Source organism: Marinobacterium stanieri (genome assembly GCF_900155945.1).
In the GTDB taxonomy this organism is placed as follows: Bacteria; Pseudomonadota; Gammaproteobacteria; order Pseudomonadales; family Balneatricaceae; genus Marinobacterium; species Marinobacterium stanieri.
The window spans coordinates 20,533-39,053 of the sequence record NZ_FTMN01000010.1 but is presented as its reverse complement, the minus strand read 5'-3'; the positions used below and the strand labels follow the sequence as shown (position 1 = coordinate 39,053).

Genomic DNA, 18,521 nt, shown 5'->3' with positions numbered 1-18,521 from the left:
CGATTACATGCTTTAGGATCCACTTAGGCTTGGATGCCTGCCACAGTAACCTCCTACTGTACACCTTTAAGGATAAAGAATGAATCAAATCGCAGACAATCCCTATGCTGCACCTGAAGCTGAGCTGGAAGTCCAGCAGGCCGAGGGAGATCTTTCTGTATTTAAATACTTCACCACATGGGCTGTTTTGGGCCTTTCGATCATTACCCTCGGTATTTACCCGATTTACTGGCTATATAATCGAACCCAGAAGCTGAATACGATTACTCCAACTCCCATTTCACAAGGGTTCGTGACAGCCGCACTGGTTATTATGATCCTGAGTACAGTGCTGTCATATGTGCTTCCTTTTTTGGGCAGTACACTTCTGGTTCTGATTGGCAATCTGATCAGTCTGGTTTCTACGGTACTGTTCTTCGTGTGGGTGTTTAAATTCCGTAATCGCCTCAATGCCGTAACCCAAAGTCAGGGCCAGCCGACTTGGGCAGGGCCAGTACTGACATTCTTCTTTAGTATTTTCTACCTGAACTACAAGATCAACCAGCATATCGATCACGACCGTTAAGCTAATAACAGGCGTTGAATAGCATGCAGGCATCCGAGCTGCTAGATAATCACTGTAGTGTCGAAACGCCCGAAGGTATCGAGTTTGTCCAGACGGTGGCGGGCCCGGTGCCTCGAATACTGGCTTACCTAATCGATTTGGGATGGCGGGGCTTGGTATATATCCTGGTCGCATTCCTGGCTGAATTGTTGGGAGGGCTGGGGACTGCGCTTTTCCTTATTTTTTCGTTTTTACTTGAATGGTTTTATCCGGTTTTTTTTGAGGTTTTTCGTAACGGACAAACGCCGGGTAAAAAATCCATGGGTATTCAAGTGGTTAATGCGGACTTCACTCCCATTGGGTGGGGGGCTTCAACTGTACGGAATTTGTTACGCGCAGCTGATTTTCTGCCTCTCTTTTATGTTGCGGGTTTGATCTCCATGTCTGTTACCGATCGTTTTCAGCGTTTAGGCGACCTGGCTGCCGGAAGTCTGGTTATTTACTCCGGTGCAGAGCCGAAACCAGGTTTGGATGGTTCCGTTACACCCATACCACCGCTTCAGCCACTAACTCGCGGGGAGCGCCAGGGCATCATCAGTCTGACAGTCAGAAGCGCATCGATCAGTCCGGCGCGACAGGAAGAGTTGGCGCAGTTGCTGGAGCCTCTGACGGGTGAAGCAGGTGAAAAGGGCTTGAGGCGATTAAAAGGAGTGGGCGCCTGGCTGTTGGGGCGCAAATAGAGATACGGATGAAAGAAACGGATTTTGAACAACAGCACGGGACGCTGTGGCAACAATTTGAACTGGATATTGAAGCTTGCCTGGAGGGTAAGCGTCAGCCAGCTGCATCCTTCCCTGAGCATTATCGCCAACTCTGTGGCCAACTGTCTCTGGCGCGTCAGCGTGAGTACTCTGATGTAATGGTTGCGCGCCTGAACAGGTTGGTGATGCAGGGGCATCACCTGCTGTATCAGCGTGAGTCCAAAGCCTCAATTCACCGGCTTGGGGCTGCGCTTGTGGCTTTCGTGGTCGCATTGAGGAATCAGCGCCGCTATGTGATTTGCTCCGCATTGTTGTTTGTTTTACCTGCGTGCGTGATGGCAGTAGGCACCTATCTGAGTGAAGATTTCACCTACAGTATTCTGTCAGTTGAGCAGGCCGCCGAATTCGAGGCGATGTATGACCCGGATAATCTGCGCTTTGGGCCTGAGCGTGATGCCGAAACCGACTTGGCCATGTTTGGATTTTATATCAGCCATAACATTGGCATCGCATTTCAGGCGTTTGCGGGAGGTATCTTTTTTGGCATCGGCACAATTTTTATTGTGCTTTATAACGGCATCTACCTGGGTGCGGTTGCGGGGTATCTCACCCGTGCTGGCTTATCCATTACCTTTTATCCATTCGTAATAGGCCATGGCGCCTTTGAGCTCACGGCGATTGTCATCTGTGGCGCAGCTGGGCTCATGATCGGTCATGCTCTAGTCAAACCTGGAAGCCTGAAAAGGCTGGAGGCGTTACGCCTCTCCGCGATTGAAGCTGTGAAGCTTATGTACGGTGGTGTGTTCATGCTCTTTGTCGCGGCTTTTCTGGAGGCTTTTTGGTCTTCCAGTAGCGACCTTGCCGTTCCGTTGAAACTGAGTGTTGGTGCCGCTCTCTGGTTATTTGTGCTCTGGTTTTGCTTTTTCTCGTCTCTGGGGGCACGCCGTGAACCTGGCTGACTTGCAACTTAAAGCTCGAGTACGCACGCCCTGGCAAGCGCTGGATTTAGGCGTGCTTATGGCGCGGCGCTGGTTCTGGCCTCTGTGGATTTCCTGGTTTGTGCCAGCCACTGTGCTGTTCGTACTGCTTAGCCTGTTTTTTTACGACAGCCCCTGGATAGTGATGTCCATTATCTGGTGGCTGAAGCCAGTACTTGAACGTCTGCCTTTGCTGTTTGTTAGCCGCTTTCTGTTCAATGAGGGAGCTTTAAGCGGAGTAACCTGGCGTCAAATCCGAAGCACCTTGCTCTATGGGGGGCTTGTTTCTCTCACCTGGCTTAGATTGGACCCCAAACGTTCATTTATTCAGCCCGTTATCGTGCTTGAAAAGCAGAAAGGACGTGCCCGCCGGGTGCGCAGCCGCGTGCTTTCCTACAACAGTGCTTCCGCTGCGACCTGGCTGACGGTGGTGATGGCTCATGTGGAGTGGTTACTATTTGCTGCGGGTCCAGTACTTCTGATGCTTTTGCTTGGTACTTTTGTCGAGTTGGAAGATTTTTGGCTTCTGGGTGTCGAGCATGAGTGGCTGGCGCATGGCAGCAATGTTTTTACCCTGATCTGTATGTCCGTGGTTGCGCCCTTTTATGTTGCTTGTGGTTTCTCCCTGTATATAAACCGGCGTATTGAGCTTGAAGCCTGGGATCTTGAGCTTTTGTTCAGGCAAATCGCCAGCCAGAGAACTCAACAATCGGATAAGCCAAAGCGATCATCTACAGCCGCGTTATTACTCGTGTTCAACCTGACACTTGTGACGTCGTTTGCGTTATACCCGGGAACTTCGGCCTGGGCCGATAGTTCAGTCATGCCAGCTACGCCAGAGCAGTCCAAAGAGCAGGTGATGACCATGCTGGAGTCACCGCCTTTTACCAATGAAAAAGAAGTCACTACCTGGCATTGGAAAGATGCTGAGGAATTGGATGCTGAGTCCGGCGACTGGTTAAAGGACTGGTTTGACGAGTCAGGTGATTTTTCCTGGGATGGAACCAGCCTTTTTCAAATTGCTGAAGTCCTCGTCTGGGTTGCGGTGGCTCTGCTGTTGATTTTCCTGGCACGTGTGTTGGTGAAATATGTCGAGTCACCTGTAGGGGCAGCGGTTACCGAGTCCGATAAACCTGATCCGCCACGGGTATTGATGGGGCTATCAATTGATGCTGAAAGTATACCTGCTGATATAGAGAAAGCGGTCACTGAAGCCCTGGATCAGGGAGACCTTCGGTTGGCGTTGTCGTTAACTTACAGGTATGCATTACACAGGCTTACACATCAGTACGGAGTAGAGGTGGAACACTGGCAAACCGAGCTGGAGTGTGCAGCAACGGTCAGGGGGCATTCTGAAGTTTCGCTGGACGGGGTGTTTGACCGTTTGACTCATGTTTGGCTGCGCTCTGCATATGCGCATCAACAACCCTCAAGGGCTAAGGTTGAAGAATTGCTGGGCGCCATGCAAAAGGTGCTGAAATGACACTGCGTAATTCGATTGCTGCCGCGCTTTTGTTGTTGCTAATTACTTTGCTGGGATATGGGCTGGTTAACAACCTTGAACGCGAAACACAGGTTATTGATCAAGGGCCCGATACTCGAGTTCGGCGTAATGACTATTTTGCGGCCGGACTATTTTTGCAGCAGCAAGGGCACTCGGTTAAACATAGTCGTTTTCTGGTAAGCCCGGAGACACTGGGTGCCAAGGATGCTTTGATACTAACCGATGTTGAGTTTCTCGCCGGCTCTTCGGAGCGTGCCAGACGACTGCTGCAATGGGTGCAGGGTGGCGGTCATCTAGTGTGGTCTTATCCCTCCAATGATTATGACAACCCGTTGGCCATATTGCTGGGTGTTGTGCGTCAGGAGGTCGAAAGTCCCTCTTCGCCCGAAGAAGGTCAGGATAATCTGGAGTCAGTGCAAGCACCTGAGCCAACCCCTGTGCAATCGTCTGGCGAGCAGGAGCAGCAGGCAGGCGGTGCGCAGAATTCCGAAATTACGAATCTAAGAGCAGAGATTAGTGCACGTGAGGCTGAAATTGACTCGCGTTTCCTGGGGCGACTTAGAGGAGCCGAGGGGAGGGTATTGAACAGTATTCAATATGGTAATTGGTTTCTGCAACAGGACTTGAGCGTTTCGAGTGGCGATTACTCTCCAGTGCTTGAAGCGGTGGCTCGCTCAGAACAGGGGGGGCAAATGCTGTTGATGGGGTTGGGAGCCGGACAGGTTACGGTGGTAAAGGATGCAAAGATGTGGTCTAACCGCCACCTCGGCATGTTTGATCATGCTCATTTACTTGCCTGGCTGGTACGTGGAAACGATAGCGTACATGTTCAGCGCTACAGCCAGTGGCCCTCCTTGTCACAATTGATTTGGCGGCATGCCCGAGAGGCTCTGCTGGCGAGTTTATTGCTTTTCCTGGTGTGGGTCATGTGCCAGGGGCGTCGCTTTGGGCCTGTTAAAACAGCGACTATTCCTCTGCGACGAACGCTGGCGGAGCATGTTGAAGCAGTGGCTCGCTTTCATCATCGCTACGGTCAAATCGACCACCTGCTTGACCCTTTACGCCGACAAATCTTGAGGCGAGCAGCCTCGGCTCAATTGGATTTCGATCAGCTCAAACCTGAGCAGCAGAGGCAGGCAGTGTTGAACTTGGCTGATATTCAGCAGGAGGGGGCATTGCAGGCATTGATACCCCAAGGACAATACAACACGGCCGAGCTGGTCGACACAGTGAAACTTCTCATCAGGATCAGGAACCGGTTATGAGCATTGAAATGGACGCTTCGCAGGCTGAAACGGATTTGAATGAAAAAATAGAATTTCTCCGTCGTACAATCGGGTCAATGCTGATAGGACAGGACGATGTGATTGATCAAGTACTGGTCGTCCTTCTGTGCCGTGGGCATGTGTTATTGGAGGGAGTCCCTGGGCTTGGGAAAACCCTTCTGGTAAAGGCACTGGCTGCCTGCTTTCATGGTCAGTTCCGACGTATTCAGTTTACGCCAGACTTGATGCCAGCAGATATGACGGGGCATTCCATTTATGACATGAAAGAAGCACGCTTTCATGTACGGCGAGGCCCGGTGTTTACGAACCTGCTCTTGGCTGACGAAATCAACCGTTCGCCAGCCAAGACTCAGGCGGCTTTGCTGGAGGTTATGCAAGAGCACCAGGTTACCATAGAAGGTGAGGCTTACCCGTTGGCACCGCCCTTCATGGTCTTGGCTACTCAAAACCCGATAGAACAGGAAGGCACTTACCCTCTTCCAGAAGCTGAGCTGGATCGTTTCTTGATGAAAGTGTTTATTGATTACCCTGCATTCGACGATGAAACGCGGCTGGTGCGACAGGTCACGGAGGGGGCGTTAAGCATGTCGTCTATCGGTGCTGACGCAGACGGAACATTGGCACCTGAGGATATCCTGGCGCTACAGAATGAAGCAGAGCGTGTAAGAGTAGATGAGCAAGTTCTTGCTTACGCTGTGAGTATTGTTCAGGCGACCAGAAAAGCAGCCAGTATTCTCAAGGGCGCAGGGCCGCGCGCCAGTATTGGCCTTGTCAGTGCTGCCAAGGCCTGGGCGTTGATGAACGGTCGTGACTTTGTGCTTCCTGATGATGTTAAACAGGTTGTGCTGCCGGTTATGCGCCATCGTATTTTGTTGGCTCCGGAAAGTGAGATTGATGGTTTTACCCCTGACAGGGTGTTACAGCAATTGTTGCAGAGCATTGATGCGCCGCGGGTATGATCAAAATGCTCTTTAGCCTGGTTCCTGGCAGGATTTTACTTCAGTGTTTGTTGGGTTTTCTGATTGCGGCACTGGTTCTGATCGGGTTCCGCACACTGACTGACATGGACTTCGCGCTTCTTTCAGATGCGTGGTGGGCAGGGCTTGTTTTGGCAGCCTTCTTGATCGTGTTTGATGCAGTGTGGGTTTGTGGTTTACCTCGACTATCAGCTCAGCGCCGACTGCCGGGTAATCTGGCGTTAGGTAGTAAATCGCCTGTCAAGCTGAGGTTTGATAACTCCTGCAGGCGCAGACTTCGCTTTGAGTGCGTTGATCATTACCCTGAAGAAATAACCGCGGAGGGATTGCCAGCATCTCTGGATGTGCCTGCCGGTGAATATCAAATACTTGAGTATAGTTCACGCCCGGTGAGTAGAGGGGCTGCCGATTTTGGCAATGTTGAGGTGCGGGTCCAGTCCCCCTTGGGTTTTTGGCGCCGGCAGTATGAGCTGCCAGCTCAACAGACTGTCAAAATCTATCCAAACTTCATGGCGCTATCCAATCTTAATTTTCTCGATTACGAGCAGCGTCTGGCTCATTTGGGGGCGCATCTGAGTCAACGGCGTGGTTCAGGTCAGGAATTTAAGCAGTTAAGGGAATATCAGCTTGGTGATGAGATCCGTCAAATAGATTGGAAAGCGACGGCTCGTCAGCAGCGTCTGGTTTCACGTGAATATCAGGAGGAACGTGACCAAGAGGTTGTGTTCATGCTGGATGCCGGGCGAAGAATGCGCGCGACCGATGGGGAGTTGAGCCATTTTGACCACTCTCTCAATGCGCTGCTACTAACCGCTTACATTGCACTGAGTGGTGGGGACTCCGTCGGAGTGTTGGGTTTTGCGGACCGGTGCCGGTGGGTGCGTCCGGTTAAGGGGCGTCAGGGAATAAACCTGCTGCTGAACAATCTATATGACTTGCATAGTAGCCCTGATGCAAGCGATATAGTTCAGGCAGCTGGTACTCTGATGCAACATCAGCAAAAGCGCTCACTTATTGTCATTGTGACAAATCTCAGAGATGACGATAGCGATGACCTTCAGTTGGCCATCAAAATCATGTCCCGTAAGCACCTGGTGATGCTGGCCTGCTTACGCGAGAGCTATCTGGACGAGGCTTTGCCGCAACAAGCAGATACTCAAGATGCTCTGAATTTTTGTGCCCGCGAACTTTACCGCGAGCAGCGGCAGGAAGTTATAAAGCGTCTTCAAGGGCAAGGTGTTATAACGATTGATGCGCCCCCACAACGACTGCATGTCGCGCTGGTTGAACAATACCTCCTGCTCAAACGTGCAGGTAAACTGTAAGTGTTTGGTGTGGGCTTATGGGTCAAAAGCCCTCTTATTTACACAAAATGAATCCTTCGCGTAATAGACTGATCCCTTTTCATGTGCCTTCCGTACGTTTTTTCGACTATAATGTGCGCCTCATTTAAGGCAGCTACAGGTCAGTCCGCACTACCTGCGCCAACTTTGCCGCTACTTTTGCAACTTCAGGGGACAGCAATGTTTAGCAAAGATATGTCAATCGCCAGTTATGATTCGGACCTGTGGTCTGCAATGCAGTCCGAGGCGACGCGTCAGGAAGAGCACATCGAACTGATCGCCTCCGAGAACTACACCAGCCCGCGCGTAATGGAAGCTCAGGGTTCTGTGCTGACCAACAAATACGCTGAAGGCTACCCGAACAAGCGTTACTACGGCGGCTGTGAGTACGTCGACGTGGTTGAAGACCTGGCCATTGACCGTGCCAAGGAACTGTTTGGCGCCACTTACGCCAACGTTCAGCCGCACTCCGGCTCTCAGGCCAACGCTGCCGTTTACATGGCGCTGTGCCAGCCGGGCGACACTGTTCTGGGCATGAGCCTGGCGCACGGCGGTCACCTGACTCACGGTGCTTCCGTTTCCTTCTCCGGCCGTATCTACAAGGCGGTTCAGTACGGTCTGAACGCTGAAACCGGCGCGATCGACTACGACGAAGTTGAGCGTCTGGCGGTTGAGAACAAGCCGAAGATGATCGTAGCGGGCTTTTCTGCCTACTCTCAGATCGTTGACTGGGCACGTTTCCGCGAAATCGCTGACAAGGTTGGCGCTTACCTGTTTGTCGATATGGCGCACATCGCAGGTCTGGTCGCTGCCGGTGTATACCCGACGCCGCTGCCCTTTGCTGACGTTGTAACTACCACTACCCACAAAACCCTGGGTGGTCCGCGTGGTGGTCTGATCCTGTCTGCCAACGCTGATGAAGATCTGCAGAAGAAGCTGAACTTTGCGGTATTCCCTGAGTCTCAGGGCGGCCCGCTGATGCACGTGATTGCGGCCAAGGCCGTGTGCTTCAAGGAAGCGATGGAGCCGGAATGGAAAGAGTACCAGGCTCAGGTTGTTAAAAACGCTCAGGCCATGGCCAAGGTGTTCCTGGATCGTGGTATCAACATCGTTTCCGGCGGTACTGAAGACCACCTGTTCCTGGTTGACCTGATCAACAAGGACATCACTGGTAAGGATGCGGACGCTGCCCTGGGCCGTGCCAACATCACCGTGAACAAGAACTCCGTACCGAACGATCCGCGTTCCCCGTTCGTGACCTCCGGTCTGCGTATTGGTACACCGGCTGTAACCCGTCGTGGCTTCAAGGAAGAAGAAGTTGCGCAGCTGGCGAACTGGATATGCGATATCCTCGACGATATCGAAAACGAAGAGACTATTGCGCGTGTTAAAGAGCAGGTGAAGGATATCTGCGCACGCTTCCCGGTTTACAAGTAAGCCGGTAGAATAGCCGGGGCGGCTGCGGCCGCCCTTTTTTTGTTTGGGGCTTTTTGTCCCGCATCCCTTCCTTCGGGAAACGCTCTTTACGCTGAGGCACGCATGCACTGTCCATTTTGTGGCACCCATGAAACCAAAGTTGTCGACTCCCGTCTGGTGGCCGAAGGCCAGCAGATCCGTCGTCGACGTGAGTGCATCAGTTGCCACGAGCGTTTTACCACCTATGAAACTGCTGAACTGCTGATGCCGCGGGTGATTAAAACCGATGGCACACGTCAGCCGTTTGACGAAGACAAGCTCCGCGCCGGTATTCAGCGTGCGCTGGAGAAGCGTCCGGTCAGCATCGAAGAGATCGAAGCGGCCATTACCCGTATCAAGCAACGTCTGCGCGCCACCGGTGAGCGTGAACTGCCGTCCCGTGAAGTGGGCGAAGCGGTCATGCTGGAACTGAAGAAGCTGGACCAGGTTGCTTACGTACGGTTTGCCTCCGTCTACCGCAGTTTCCAGGACATTAACGAATTCCGCGAAGAGATCGAGCGCCTCTCCACACCTGCCGGTGAAGGAGAAACCTCGTGACGCATACCTTTTCCGCCGATGACCACCGCTGGATGGCCCGTGCCCTGCAATTGGCAGAGCACGGGCTCTATACCACCGATCCCAACCCTCGCGTGGGCTGTGTCATCGTTAAAGATGGCGAGCTGATCGGAGAAGGTGCCCACCTCAAGGCCGGCGAGCCTCATGCTGAAGTGCATGCACTGCGCATGGCAGGGGAGCAGGCTCGGGGGGCCACGGCTTATGTCACCCTTGAGCCCTGCAGTCATCACGGCAAGACGCCGCCCTGTGCCGAGGCACTGGTGAAGGCCGGTGTTGGTCGTGTTGTGGCAGCCATGCAGGATCCCAACCCGCTGGTGGCGGGACGCGGTCTAGCACGTTTGCAGGATGTGGGCATCGACACTGCGCACGGTTTGCTGGAATCTCAGGCGCGTTCGCTTAACCCTGGTTTCATTAGCCGCATGGAGCGCGGGCGTCCGTATGTGCGCCTGAAATTGGCATCTAGTCTGGATGGGCGTACCGCCATGCAGAGCGGGGAATCACAATGGATCACCGGCGCGGCCGCTCGCTCGGATGTGCAGCGTCTGCGCGCGCGCAGTTCTGCGGTACTGACCGGGGTGGATACCGTGCTAATGGATAACGCCTCGCTGACCGTACGTGCTGCACAGCTGGGGCTACCTGACGCTGAAGCCGAACGCGCGGCTGAACGTCAGCCATTGCGGGTGGTGCTGGATAGCCAGTTGCGCCTGCCGGCGTCCACCGCCATGCTGAGTTTGCCGGGCAGTACGCTGGTGGCCACGGCTCAACTGGATAACCAGCCCAGTGCCATTGCGCTGAGTGCCTCTGGTGCGCAGGTGTTGTCGCTGCCGGGGGCTGATGGCCGGGTCGATCTGAGTGCTCTGCTGAGCTGGCTGGCGCAGCATGCCCAGTGCAACGAATTGCTGATAGAGTGTGGTGCCACTCTGGCAGGGTCGGTACTGAGTGAAGGTTTGGTGGATGAGCTGGTACTCTATATGGCGCCAACGCTGCTGGGCAGCTCTGCACGCCCCCTGTTTGAGCTGCCACTGGATGAAATGGCGCAGCAGTATCGGCTGCAGCTAACGGACCGGCGTCAGCTGGGTGATGACTTGCGTCTGACCCTGAGCTGTCGTCAGGAGAACAATTGATGTTTACCGGAATTATAGAAGCCGTCGGTGAGATTGCGGATGTACGCATGATCGGCGGTGATATGCGCCTTTATGTGCGGACCGGTTCGCTGGACCTGGGCGATGTGAAATTGGGTGACAGCATCGCCACCAACGGTGTCTGCCTGACTGCGGTGGAACTGCCGGGCGATGGCTTTATTGCCGATGTATCGCTGGAAACCCTGGCCCATACGCGTTTTGAATCGCTGGCCGTGGGTGAGAAGGTCAACCTGGAAAAAGCGATGCGTGCCGATACCCGCTTCGGTGGTCATATTGTTACCGGCCATGTGGATGCCTTGGGAACAGTGGCCGGCCGCAGCGATGACGCGCGCTCGGTGCGCCTCAAGGTGCGCTTGCCGGCTTCCATTCAGCGTTATGTGGCAGCCAAGGGCTCCATCACGGTAGACGGCGTAAGCCTGACCGTGAACGCACTGGATGGCGACTGCTTTGAACTGAACATCGTGCCGCATACGGCACAGGAAACCATTATCGACAGCTATACCGCCGGTCGTCAGGTGCATCTGGAAGTGGATATTATTGCCCGCTATCTGGAGCGACTGATGCAGCCGGTGCAGGGCGAGGAACAGGCCGACGGCGATGCCGGCGGCGTGACGCTGGCGCTGCTGGCTAATCACGGATTCATGCGTCGCTGAGGCGACGGGAGAGGACTATGCAGCTGAACACCACTGAAGAACTGATCGACGATATTCGTCAGGGCAAGATGGTCATCCTGATGGATGACGAAGACCGTGAAAATGAAGGCGACCTGGTCATCGCGGCGCAATGTGTGCGCCCGGAAGACATCAACTTCATGATCACCCATGCCCGTGGCCTGGTGTGTCTGACACTGCCGCGTGAGCGTTGTGAGCAGCTGAACCTGCCTTTGATGGTACAAAGCAACGGTGCAGCATTCTCCACCAACTTTACCCTGTCCATTGAAGCGGCCAAGGGTGTGACCACCGGTATTTCGGCGGCGGATCGCGCGGCGACCGTGCATGCGGCGGTCAAGGCCGATGCCAAGCCGGAAGATATTGTCCAGCCGGGCCACATTTTTCCGCTGATGGCGCAGCCCGGCGGCGTATTGAGCCGGGCCGGCCACACCGAAGCCGGTTGCGATATCGCGCGTATGGCAGGCTTCATGCCGGCCTCGGTTATCGTCGAGATCATCAATGAAGACGGTAGCATGGCGCGTCGCCCCGATCTGGAAAAATTCGCGGCCAAGCATGGCATCAAGATCGGTACCATTGCCGACCTGATCCACTACCGCACCATGAACGAACACACCGTCGAACGTGACGAGGAAGGCACCCTGCCGACCGAATACGGTGATTTCCGTTATGTCACCTACCGTGACGAAATTCAGGGCTGCACTCACCTGGCGCTGATGCAGGGTGATGTGACACCTGAAGACTCAACCCTGGTCCGTGTACACGTGCGCAATGAAGTACTGCGTGATGTGGTCGGCGTACGCCCGGGTGATGAAGTGAAATGGACCATGCGTCGCGCGCTCAAGCGCGTGGCGGATGAAGGCAAGGGCGTGGTGCTGCTGCTCGACTCCGGCCGCCGCGTGGACCTGGGCGATGCGATCGACAGCCTGCTCAATGCTGATCGCAAACGCTCCAAAGTGAATGTCAGTGCTTCGGGCGCCTACCTGACGGTCGGCACCGGTTCACAGATTCTGCGTGACCTGGGCGTGCGCAAGATGCGCCTGCTCAGCTCACCGATGAAATTTAACGCCATCTCCGGCTTTGACCTGGAGATTGAAGAGTACATCCCCTACGAGGATTGATGGAAAAGTTATGACAGTACAAGTATTTGAAGGCGACTTCGTCAGCGCCAACGGTAAATATGCCATCGTAGTTGGCCGCTTCAACTCGTTCGTGGTTGAGAGCCTGCTGGACGGCGCCATCGACACCCTGCAGCGTCACGGTGTTGCTGAAGAGAACATCCGTGTCATCCGCGTACCGGGTGCATTTGAAATTCCGCTGGCGACCAAGCGTATCGCTCAGCAGAAGCAGGATGATGCCATCATCACCCTGGGTGCCGTTATCCGTGGTGGTACACCGCACTTTGAGTATGTCTCTGCCGAGAGCTCCAAGGGTGTGGCTCAGGTATCCATGGACTACGATATCCCGGTGGCGAACGGCATCCTGACCGTTAACTCCATCGAGCAGGCGATCGAGCGCTCCGGCACCAAAGCCGGTAACAAGGGGGCTGAAGCCGCGCTGTCTGCGCTGGAAATGGTCAGCCTACTGCGTCAGCTTGAGGTCTAAGGCATGAGCGACACTACTCCGCGCACGGGCAAGAAGAACCTGACCGAAATGCGCCGCAATGCGCGCAGTCTTGCCCTCCAGGCCCTGTATCAATGGTCTGTGGCGGGTCAGAGTGTGACCGAGATCGACGCCCAGTTCCGGGTCGATAACGATATGAGCAACACCGACACCCAGCTGTTCTCCGAACTGCTGCGCGGCGTGATCGGTTCCAGCCGTGATCTGGACGAGGCGTTTCGTCCGTTTCTGGACCGTCCGCTGGATGATCTGGACCCGGTCGAGTTGAGCGTACTGCGCATCGGTGCCTATGAACTCAAGCACCGCCTGCAGGTACCCTACCGCGTGGCGATCAACGAAAGTGTCGAGCTGGCCAAGATTTTCGGTGCCACCGAAAGTCACAAGTACATCAACGGCATTCTCGACAAGCTGGCGCAGCGCGCCCGTGCCGATGAGATCCGTGCCCGCCGTAATAACAACGGCTAAGGCGACAGGCTGTTGTTGCGGAGCAGGGTGGTAGAGCGCCGTGGGTGAGTTTGAGCTGATTCGACAGTACTTCCACCGTGCCGCGTCCGGCCCCGGAGTACGCGAAGGAATCGGCGATGACTGTGCCGTGCTGCAGGTGCCACCCGGGCAGGAACTGGTTGTCTCCATCGATACACTGGTGGAAGGCACCCATTTTCTGCCGCAGACGCCGCCGCATCGCCTGGCTGAACGCTTGCTCGGCGCTGCGGTCAGTGATCTGGCCGCGGCTGCTGCCACACCCGCCTGGTTGACGCTGGCGCTGACCCTGCCTCAGGCTGATCCTGACTGGCTGGAGCCTTTCGCGGCCCGTTTGGCAGAACGTTGTCATCAGCTGGGGATCGCTCTGGTGGGCGGTGATACCACACGCGGACCAAACCTTGTGCTCAGTGCGCAAGTGCATGGCTGGGTGGATTGCGGCCAGACTCTGTTGCGCCGAGGTGCTCAACCGGGCGACCGCATTCTGGTATCCGGCACCCTGGGCGATAGCCGCGCCGGGTTGGAAACCCTCCTGTACCCTGATACTCCCTCCGATACCACTGACTGGCTACAGCAGCGGTTTTACTGCCCCGAGCCACGAGTGGCCCTGGCACGGGCGTTAAGACCCCACCTGCATGCCGGGCTGGATATCTCTGATGGCCTGCTGGCCGATCTTGGGCATGTGCTCCAGGCTTCCCATGTCGGCGCTGAGGTTGAACTTGGGTGCCTGCCGCTGTCAGATGCCTTGTGTCAGCGTTTTCCCGAGCAGGCGCAAAACTGGGCGCTTTCGGGGGGCGAGGATTTTGAGCTCTGCCTGGTTGCCCCTGAACAGTCTGTGGAGCGCTGTCTGCAGGTCGCAGCTGAACAGGGAGTGCGTCTGACGTCTGTTGGGCGTATTACCGCGGCACAGGGCCTCCGAGTACTGGATGCACAGGGGCAGCCGCAGACCGGCCTGAGCGCCGGCTATGATCACTTCAAGGAGATGTCATGAACAGGGCTCCGGCGTCGGTCTGGCGCAACCCGATTCATTTTCTGGCGTTTGGACTGGGTAGCGGTGCTGCGCCCAAGGCGCCGGGCACCTTCGGTACGCTGGCGGCTGTGCCGCTTTGGTACCTGATGGCGCAGACAAGTCTGCCGGTCTATTTAGTGCTGACATTGGCAGCATTTGTGATCGGAATCTGGCTTTGCGGTCGTACCTCTCGCGATCTGGGAGTGCATGACCACGGTGGCATCGTCTGGGATGAGTTTGTCGGCTACTGGATCACCATGATCGCCGTACCGGTAGACTGGATCTGGGCGCTGCTCGGCTTTATCCTGTTTCGCCTGTTTGATATCTGGAAACCCTGGCCGATCCGGCCGGTGGATCGCCGGGTACATGGCGGGCTGGGAATTATGCTGGACGATGTGCTGGCAGGTGTTTTTGCCGCACTGGTATTGCAGGGCCTGATACTGTTTGGGTGCTGAGAGCAGATTAACGCGGGCTCGCGCCCAGTAAACGAATAGTGACAGAGGAAACGACCAAGGTGTCAGTACAGTATGTAGCCGATTCACGGCTGCCGACCCCCTGGGGGGTATTTACCATGGTAGGGTTCGAGGATCCTGCTACCGGCAAGGAACATGTGGCGCTGGTGTTTGGCGAAGTTGCCGGGGATGAACCCGTGTTGGCCCGCATTCACTCCGAGTGTCTGACCGGCGATGCGCTATTCAGTCTGCGTTGCGACTGTGGCTTCCAGCTGCAGGAGGCCCTGAAGCGGATCGCGGAAGAAGGTCGCGGTGTGCTGCTGTACCTGCGTCAGGAAGGGCGTGGCATTGGTCTGCTCAACAAGATCAAGGCCTACCACCTGCAGGATGGCGGTGCCGATACCGTTGAAGCCAATGAAAAGCTGGGTTTTGCCGCTGACATGCGTGATTACAGCATGTGCGAGCCCATGCTGGAGCATTTGGGCATCAAGGCGGTAACGCTGATGACCAATAATCCCCGCAAGGTTGCTGCTCTGGAAAAATACGGAGTCAACGTGGCTGAGCGTGTACCGCTTCAGGTCGGCAAGAACAGCCACAACGAAGGTTACCTGCAGACCAAGATGGGTAAGCTGGGGCACATGATGACCGAACACCACTTCAAGGATGAATAAATAGCTAGCTACGTTGCTGCTGCGTTGAAAATGGCCTCAAAAGGCTCATTTACAACGTATAAACTCCGCTTTTTCGGCCATTTTCGCCTTGCATCAGCTGCCTCGCTTACGCTATTCAAAGTCCAGACGGGCAATATCCCAGTTGCTGTCGGATCGAGGTTTCGATACCGGCAGCATCCAAACCGCACTCGGCCAGCTGTTCTGCACGGCTGGCGTGTGCGATCCAGCGATCCGGAATCCCCAGCATGAGCAGATCGGTGTTCAACCTTGCCTGCTGCAGATGTTCCGCCACGGCCGATCCAGCCCCTCCCTGTACCGCATGATCCTCAATACTCACCAGCAGCTCATGATCGCCAGCCAGCTGGGAAATGGCCTCGGCATCCAGAGGTTTTACAAAGCGCATATCCACAAGAGTGTAGTCGTTCGCTTCGGCAACCTTGCTTGCGGTATCCAGTAATGGACCGAAATTGAGCAGGGCCACTTTCTGACCCTGATGCAGGGTTCGGCTCTTGCCGGTTTGCAGCGGCGTGGTGGTACCGGACTGTGCCTCGGCGGCACTGCCTCGGGGGTAACGTACGGCTGCAGGCCCCTTATGTTCGTAGCCAAGCGTTAACATGGCGCTCAACTCCTGCTCGTCGGCAGGTGTCATCACCAGCATATCCGGCAGGCAGCGCAGGAAGGCGATATCGAAGCAGCCGGCGTGGGTGGCACCGTCTTCACCGACCAGACCGGCGCGGTCGATGGCGATCAGCACGTCCAGCTCCTGGATGGCGATATCGTGCACCACCTGATCGTAGGCGCGCTGCAGAAAAGTGGAATAGATCGCCAGCACCGGTTTCATGCCACTGCAGGCAAAGCCGGCTGCCAGCGTGGCGGCATGCTGCTCGGCGATAGCAACGTCAAAATAGCGTTCAGGGTACTGCTCGGAGAAGGCGATCAGATCCGAGCCTTCGCGCATGGCGGGGGTGATGCCCACCAGGCGGTTATCCACAGCCGCTGTATCGCACAGCCATTGCCCGAATACGTTGCAGTATTTGGGGCGTTTGGGTGTCGCGGGCGCGGCCTTGACCGGTTCAATCTTGGTCAGGGCATGGTAGCCCACGGGATCCGCTTCGGCGGGGGCAAAGCCTTTACCCTTGCGGGTTACCACGTGCAGCAGTTGTGGGCCAGCCGTGTTCAGCGCCTGCTCCAGAGCCGGCAGCAGCAGGCTGAAGTTATGCCCATCGACCGGGCCGCTATAGCCGAATTCCAGCGCCTGGAACAGGTCTGCGCTGGCTGGGCCGTCCATTTTCTGTTTTACCGTGCGCGCCAGATGGGTCGCAAGACCGCCCTCGTTGCGGGAGATCGACATCTCGTTGTCGTTCAAAATAACCAGCAGGTTGGCACTGGTATGTGCCGCATGATTGAGGGCTTCAAACGCCATCCCGGCGGTCATTGCACCGTCGCCGATCACGGCGACAGTGTGTTGCTTCTTGCCCTGCAGCTGTTGCGCCAATGCCATTCCCAGGGCAGCAGAAATGGAGGTGCTGGAATGGCCGGTACCGAAACTGTCGTAGCGGCTCTCGCTGCGTTTGGGGAAGGGCGACAGGCCACCGGACTGGCGCATGCCGAGCATCTGCTCGCGACGGCCTGTCAGAATCTTGTGCGGGTAGGTCTGGTGACCTACATCCCAGACCAGCTGTTCGTCCGGTGTTTGCAGCAGGTAGTGCAGGGCGATGGTCAGTTCCACGACCCCCAGCCCGGCGCCAAAGTGACCGCCGGTCTGGCCCACGGAATACAGCAGAAACGCACGCAACTCCCGCGCCAGTTGTGGCAATTGGGAAGGCGCAAGCGACTTTAGCTGGTCCGGGTTATCAATCAGGTCCAGTAAAGGGGTCTGGGGGCGCTGTTCAGGGATGGTATGCAACATAATCAATGATCACGGCTTACGATGTAATCGGTCAGTCCGATCAAATCCTCGGCCGCGGGGCCAAAGGCGGCAAGAATGTCGACCGCTTCCTGATGCAGCTGTTGCAGTTGCTGGCGCGCACCTTCCAGTCCCAGCAGAGCCGGGTAGGTCGGTTTGTTTTGTGCCAGGTCCGATCCCTGGGGCTTGCCCAGCGTTTCGGTGTCGCCCTCTATATCCAGCAGGTCATCCTGAATCTGGAATGCCAGGCCAATCAAATCGCCATAACGGCGCAGGGCTTCCAGCTTGTCTTCACCGGCAGGGCCGGCTGCCAGAGCACCCAGCTCGATGGCGGCGGTAATAAGTGCGCCGGTTTTGCAGGCATGCATCGCCTTGAGCTGTTCCAGTGTCAGAGGCTTATCCACATGTGACAGGTCAAATGCCTGACCGGCAACCATGCCCCGTTCGCCACTGGCACGGGCCAGTGTCGCCAGCATGCGTAACTGCAGCGCTGGGCTCTCGCCTTCTATCGGCGCGCTCAGGTGTTCAAACGCAAGGCATTGCAGGGCATCACCGGCCAGGATGGCGGTGGCCTCGTCGAAGGCAATATGGCAAGTGGGCTGGCCACGGCGCAGGTCGTCGTCATCCATTGCCGGCAGGTCATCATGCACCAAGGAATAGCTGTGGATACATTCGATGGCTACGGCGGCGCGCTCGGCCAGGGTTGAACCGGGCTGCCCCGAGCAGAGCTGGTAGCCCAGGTACACCAGAGCCGGGCGCAGGCGCTTGCCGCCATTGAGCAGCCCGTGGCGCATGGCCAGCTGCAGGCGCGGCTCCAGAGAGCTGTCAGTCGTGATCAACTGGTCCAGTTGCTGTTCTACCCGGGACCGGCAGTCGGCCAGGACCTGTTGGATACTCATGCGGCTTACTCTTGGTCGTCGTGGAAGTCAGTAGCGCGAATTTCGCCATCCTGTTCAGTCAACAGTTGAACCTTCTGTTCCGCCTGCTGCAAGATGGTCTGACACTCGCGGGTCAGTTTGACGCCTTGCTCAAAGGCCTTGAGCGCGTCTTCAATGGGAAGGTCGCCCTGTTCGAGCTGTTCAACCAGCCCTTCCAGCTGCTGCAGGGAGTGTTCAAAGTCGGGTGCGGACTTAGCTGCCATATTGGTCTG

At 56.0% G+C, this 18,521-nt stretch carries 20 protein-coding genes; 17 read left to right on the top strand and 3 right to left on the bottom strand.

Translation table 11 applies throughout. The annotated features are described in order from the left end of the window. The first annotated feature begins 79 nt into the window (after nt 1-79). The 17 genes from BW956_RS18615 (at nt 80) to ribA (ending at nt 15,465) form a co-directional block, all read left to right on the top strand. On the top strand, nt 80-565 hold the full coding sequence (locus BW956_RS18615) for a DUF4234 domain-containing protein (RefSeq protein ID WP_076465196.1): 486 nt from the start codon (nt 80-82) through the stop codon (nt 563-565). Between the two features lie 23 nt (nt 566-588). After that, nucleotides 589-1,284: an RDD family protein gene (locus BW956_RS18610; RefSeq protein ID WP_076465193.1), complete on the top strand. Its 696-nt coding sequence runs from the start codon at nt 589-591 to the stop codon at nt 1,282-1,284. 179 nt (nt 1,285-1,463) lie between these two features. Next, nucleotides 1,464-2,264 carry a stage II sporulation protein M gene (locus BW956_RS18605; protein WP_244894392.1) on the top strand — a complete coding sequence of 267 codons (801 nt, stop codon included), beginning with the start codon at nt 1,464-1,466 and terminating at the stop codon, nt 2,262-2,264. Continuing rightward, complete coding sequence (locus BW956_RS18600) at nt 2,251-3,765, top strand: DUF4129 domain-containing protein (RefSeq protein ID WP_076465187.1); 1,515 nt, start codon at nt 2,251-2,253, stop codon at nt 3,763-3,765. Before BW956_RS18605 ends, BW956_RS18600 begins: the two co-directional genes overlap by 14 nt. Further along, nucleotides 3,762-5,051 (top strand): DUF4350 domain-containing protein, encoded by a 1,290-nt coding sequence (locus tag BW956_RS18595; protein WP_076465185.1) that lies wholly within the window; start codon nt 3,762-3,764, stop codon nt 5,049-5,051. The genes BW956_RS18600 and BW956_RS18595 overlap by 4 nt, the downstream gene beginning before the upstream one ends. Next, nucleotides 5,048-6,031, top strand: a complete 984-nt coding sequence (locus BW956_RS18590; protein WP_076465182.1) for an AAA family ATPase — start codon at nt 5,048-5,050, stop codon at nt 6,029-6,031. The genes BW956_RS18595 and BW956_RS18590 overlap by 4 nt, the downstream gene beginning before the upstream one ends. Then, nucleotides 6,028-7,374, top strand: coding sequence for a DUF58 domain-containing protein (locus BW956_RS18585; protein WP_083703144.1), 1,347 nt, complete (start codon nt 6,028-6,030; stop codon nt 7,372-7,374). The genes BW956_RS18590 and BW956_RS18585 overlap by 4 nt, the downstream gene beginning before the upstream one ends. Before the next feature lie 198 nt (nt 7,375-7,572). Further along, a complete protein-coding gene (gene glyA / locus BW956_RS18580; protein ID WP_076465179.1) occupies nt 7,573-8,829 on the top strand; it encodes a serine hydroxymethyltransferase in 1,257 nt (418 codons plus the stop codon). Nucleotides 8,830-8,931: 102 nt separating this feature from the next. Beyond that, nucleotides 8,932-9,405 carry a transcriptional regulator NrdR gene (gene nrdR, locus BW956_RS18575; protein ID WP_010323462.1) on the top strand — a complete coding sequence of 158 codons (474 nt, stop codon included), beginning with the start codon at nt 8,932-8,934 and terminating at the stop codon, nt 9,403-9,405. Next, nucleotides 9,402-10,547 carry a bifunctional diaminohydroxyphosphoribosylaminopyrimidine deaminase/5-amino-6-(5-phosphoribosylamino)uracil reductase RibD gene (ribD, locus tag BW956_RS18570; RefSeq protein WP_083703143.1) on the top strand — a complete coding sequence of 382 codons (1,146 nt, stop codon included), beginning with the start codon at nt 9,402-9,404 and terminating at the stop codon, nt 10,545-10,547. Before nrdR ends, ribD begins: the two co-directional genes overlap by 4 nt. Then, entirely contained in the window at nt 10,547-11,218 is a 672-nt protein-coding gene (locus BW956_RS18565; RefSeq protein ID WP_076465176.1) for a riboflavin synthase, read from the top strand. The genes ribD and BW956_RS18565 overlap by 1 nt, the downstream gene beginning before the upstream one ends. A gap of 17 nt (nt 11,219-11,235) precedes the next feature. Next, complete coding sequence (ribBA, locus tag BW956_RS18560; RefSeq protein WP_010323459.1) at nt 11,236-12,354, top strand: bifunctional 3,4-dihydroxy-2-butanone-4-phosphate synthase/GTP cyclohydrolase II; 1,119 nt, start codon at nt 11,236-11,238, stop codon at nt 12,352-12,354. Between the two features lie 10 nt (nt 12,355-12,364). Then, nucleotides 12,365-12,838 (top strand): 6,7-dimethyl-8-ribityllumazine synthase, encoded by a 474-nt coding sequence (gene ribH, locus BW956_RS18555; RefSeq protein WP_010323458.1) that lies wholly within the window; start codon nt 12,365-12,367, stop codon nt 12,836-12,838. Nucleotides 12,839-12,841: 3 nt separating this feature from the next. Next, on the top strand, nt 12,842-13,318 hold the full coding sequence (nusB, locus tag BW956_RS18550; protein WP_010323457.1) for a transcription antitermination factor NusB: 477 nt from the start codon (nt 12,842-12,844) through the stop codon (nt 13,316-13,318). A 40-nt stretch (nt 13,319-13,358) separates the two neighbouring features. Next, the gene (gene thiL, locus BW956_RS18545; protein WP_076465174.1) at nt 13,359-14,324 is read left to right on the top strand and encodes a thiamine-phosphate kinase; all 966 of its coding nucleotides are present in this window, start codon (nt 13,359-13,361) and stop codon (nt 14,322-14,324) included. Beyond that, nucleotides 14,321-14,797: a phosphatidylglycerophosphatase A family protein gene (locus BW956_RS18540; protein WP_076465171.1), complete on the top strand. Its 477-nt coding sequence runs from the start codon at nt 14,321-14,323 to the stop codon at nt 14,795-14,797. The genes thiL and BW956_RS18540 overlap by 4 nt, the downstream gene beginning before the upstream one ends. Before the next feature lie 59 nt (nt 14,798-14,856). After that, on the top strand, nt 14,857-15,465 hold the full coding sequence (gene ribA / locus BW956_RS18535) for a GTP cyclohydrolase II (protein ID WP_010323454.1): 609 nt from the start codon (nt 14,857-14,859) through the stop codon (nt 15,463-15,465). A 115-nt stretch (nt 15,466-15,580) separates the two neighbouring features. Here the strand turns inward: ribA and dxs are convergent, their stop codons facing one another. From dxs to BW956_RS18520, 3 genes are read right to left on the bottom strand one after another with little or no spacing between them, the layout of a single operon-like run. Next, complete coding sequence (dxs, locus tag BW956_RS18530; protein WP_076465168.1) at nt 15,581-17,374, bottom strand: 1-deoxy-D-xylulose-5-phosphate synthase; 1,794 nt, start codon at nt 17,372-17,374, stop codon at nt 15,581-15,583. A 2-nt stretch (nt 17,375-17,376) separates the two neighbouring features. Further along, on the bottom strand, nt 17,377-18,270 hold the full coding sequence (locus tag BW956_RS18525) for a polyprenyl synthetase family protein (RefSeq protein ID WP_076465165.1): 894 nt from the start codon (nt 18,268-18,270) through the stop codon (nt 17,377-17,379). Between the two features lie 5 nt (nt 18,271-18,275). Beyond that, nucleotides 18,276-18,512: an exodeoxyribonuclease VII small subunit gene (locus BW956_RS18520; RefSeq protein ID WP_076465162.1), complete on the bottom strand. Its 237-nt coding sequence runs from the start codon at nt 18,510-18,512 to the stop codon at nt 18,276-18,278. Between the last annotated feature and the right edge of the window lie 9 nt (nt 18,513-18,521).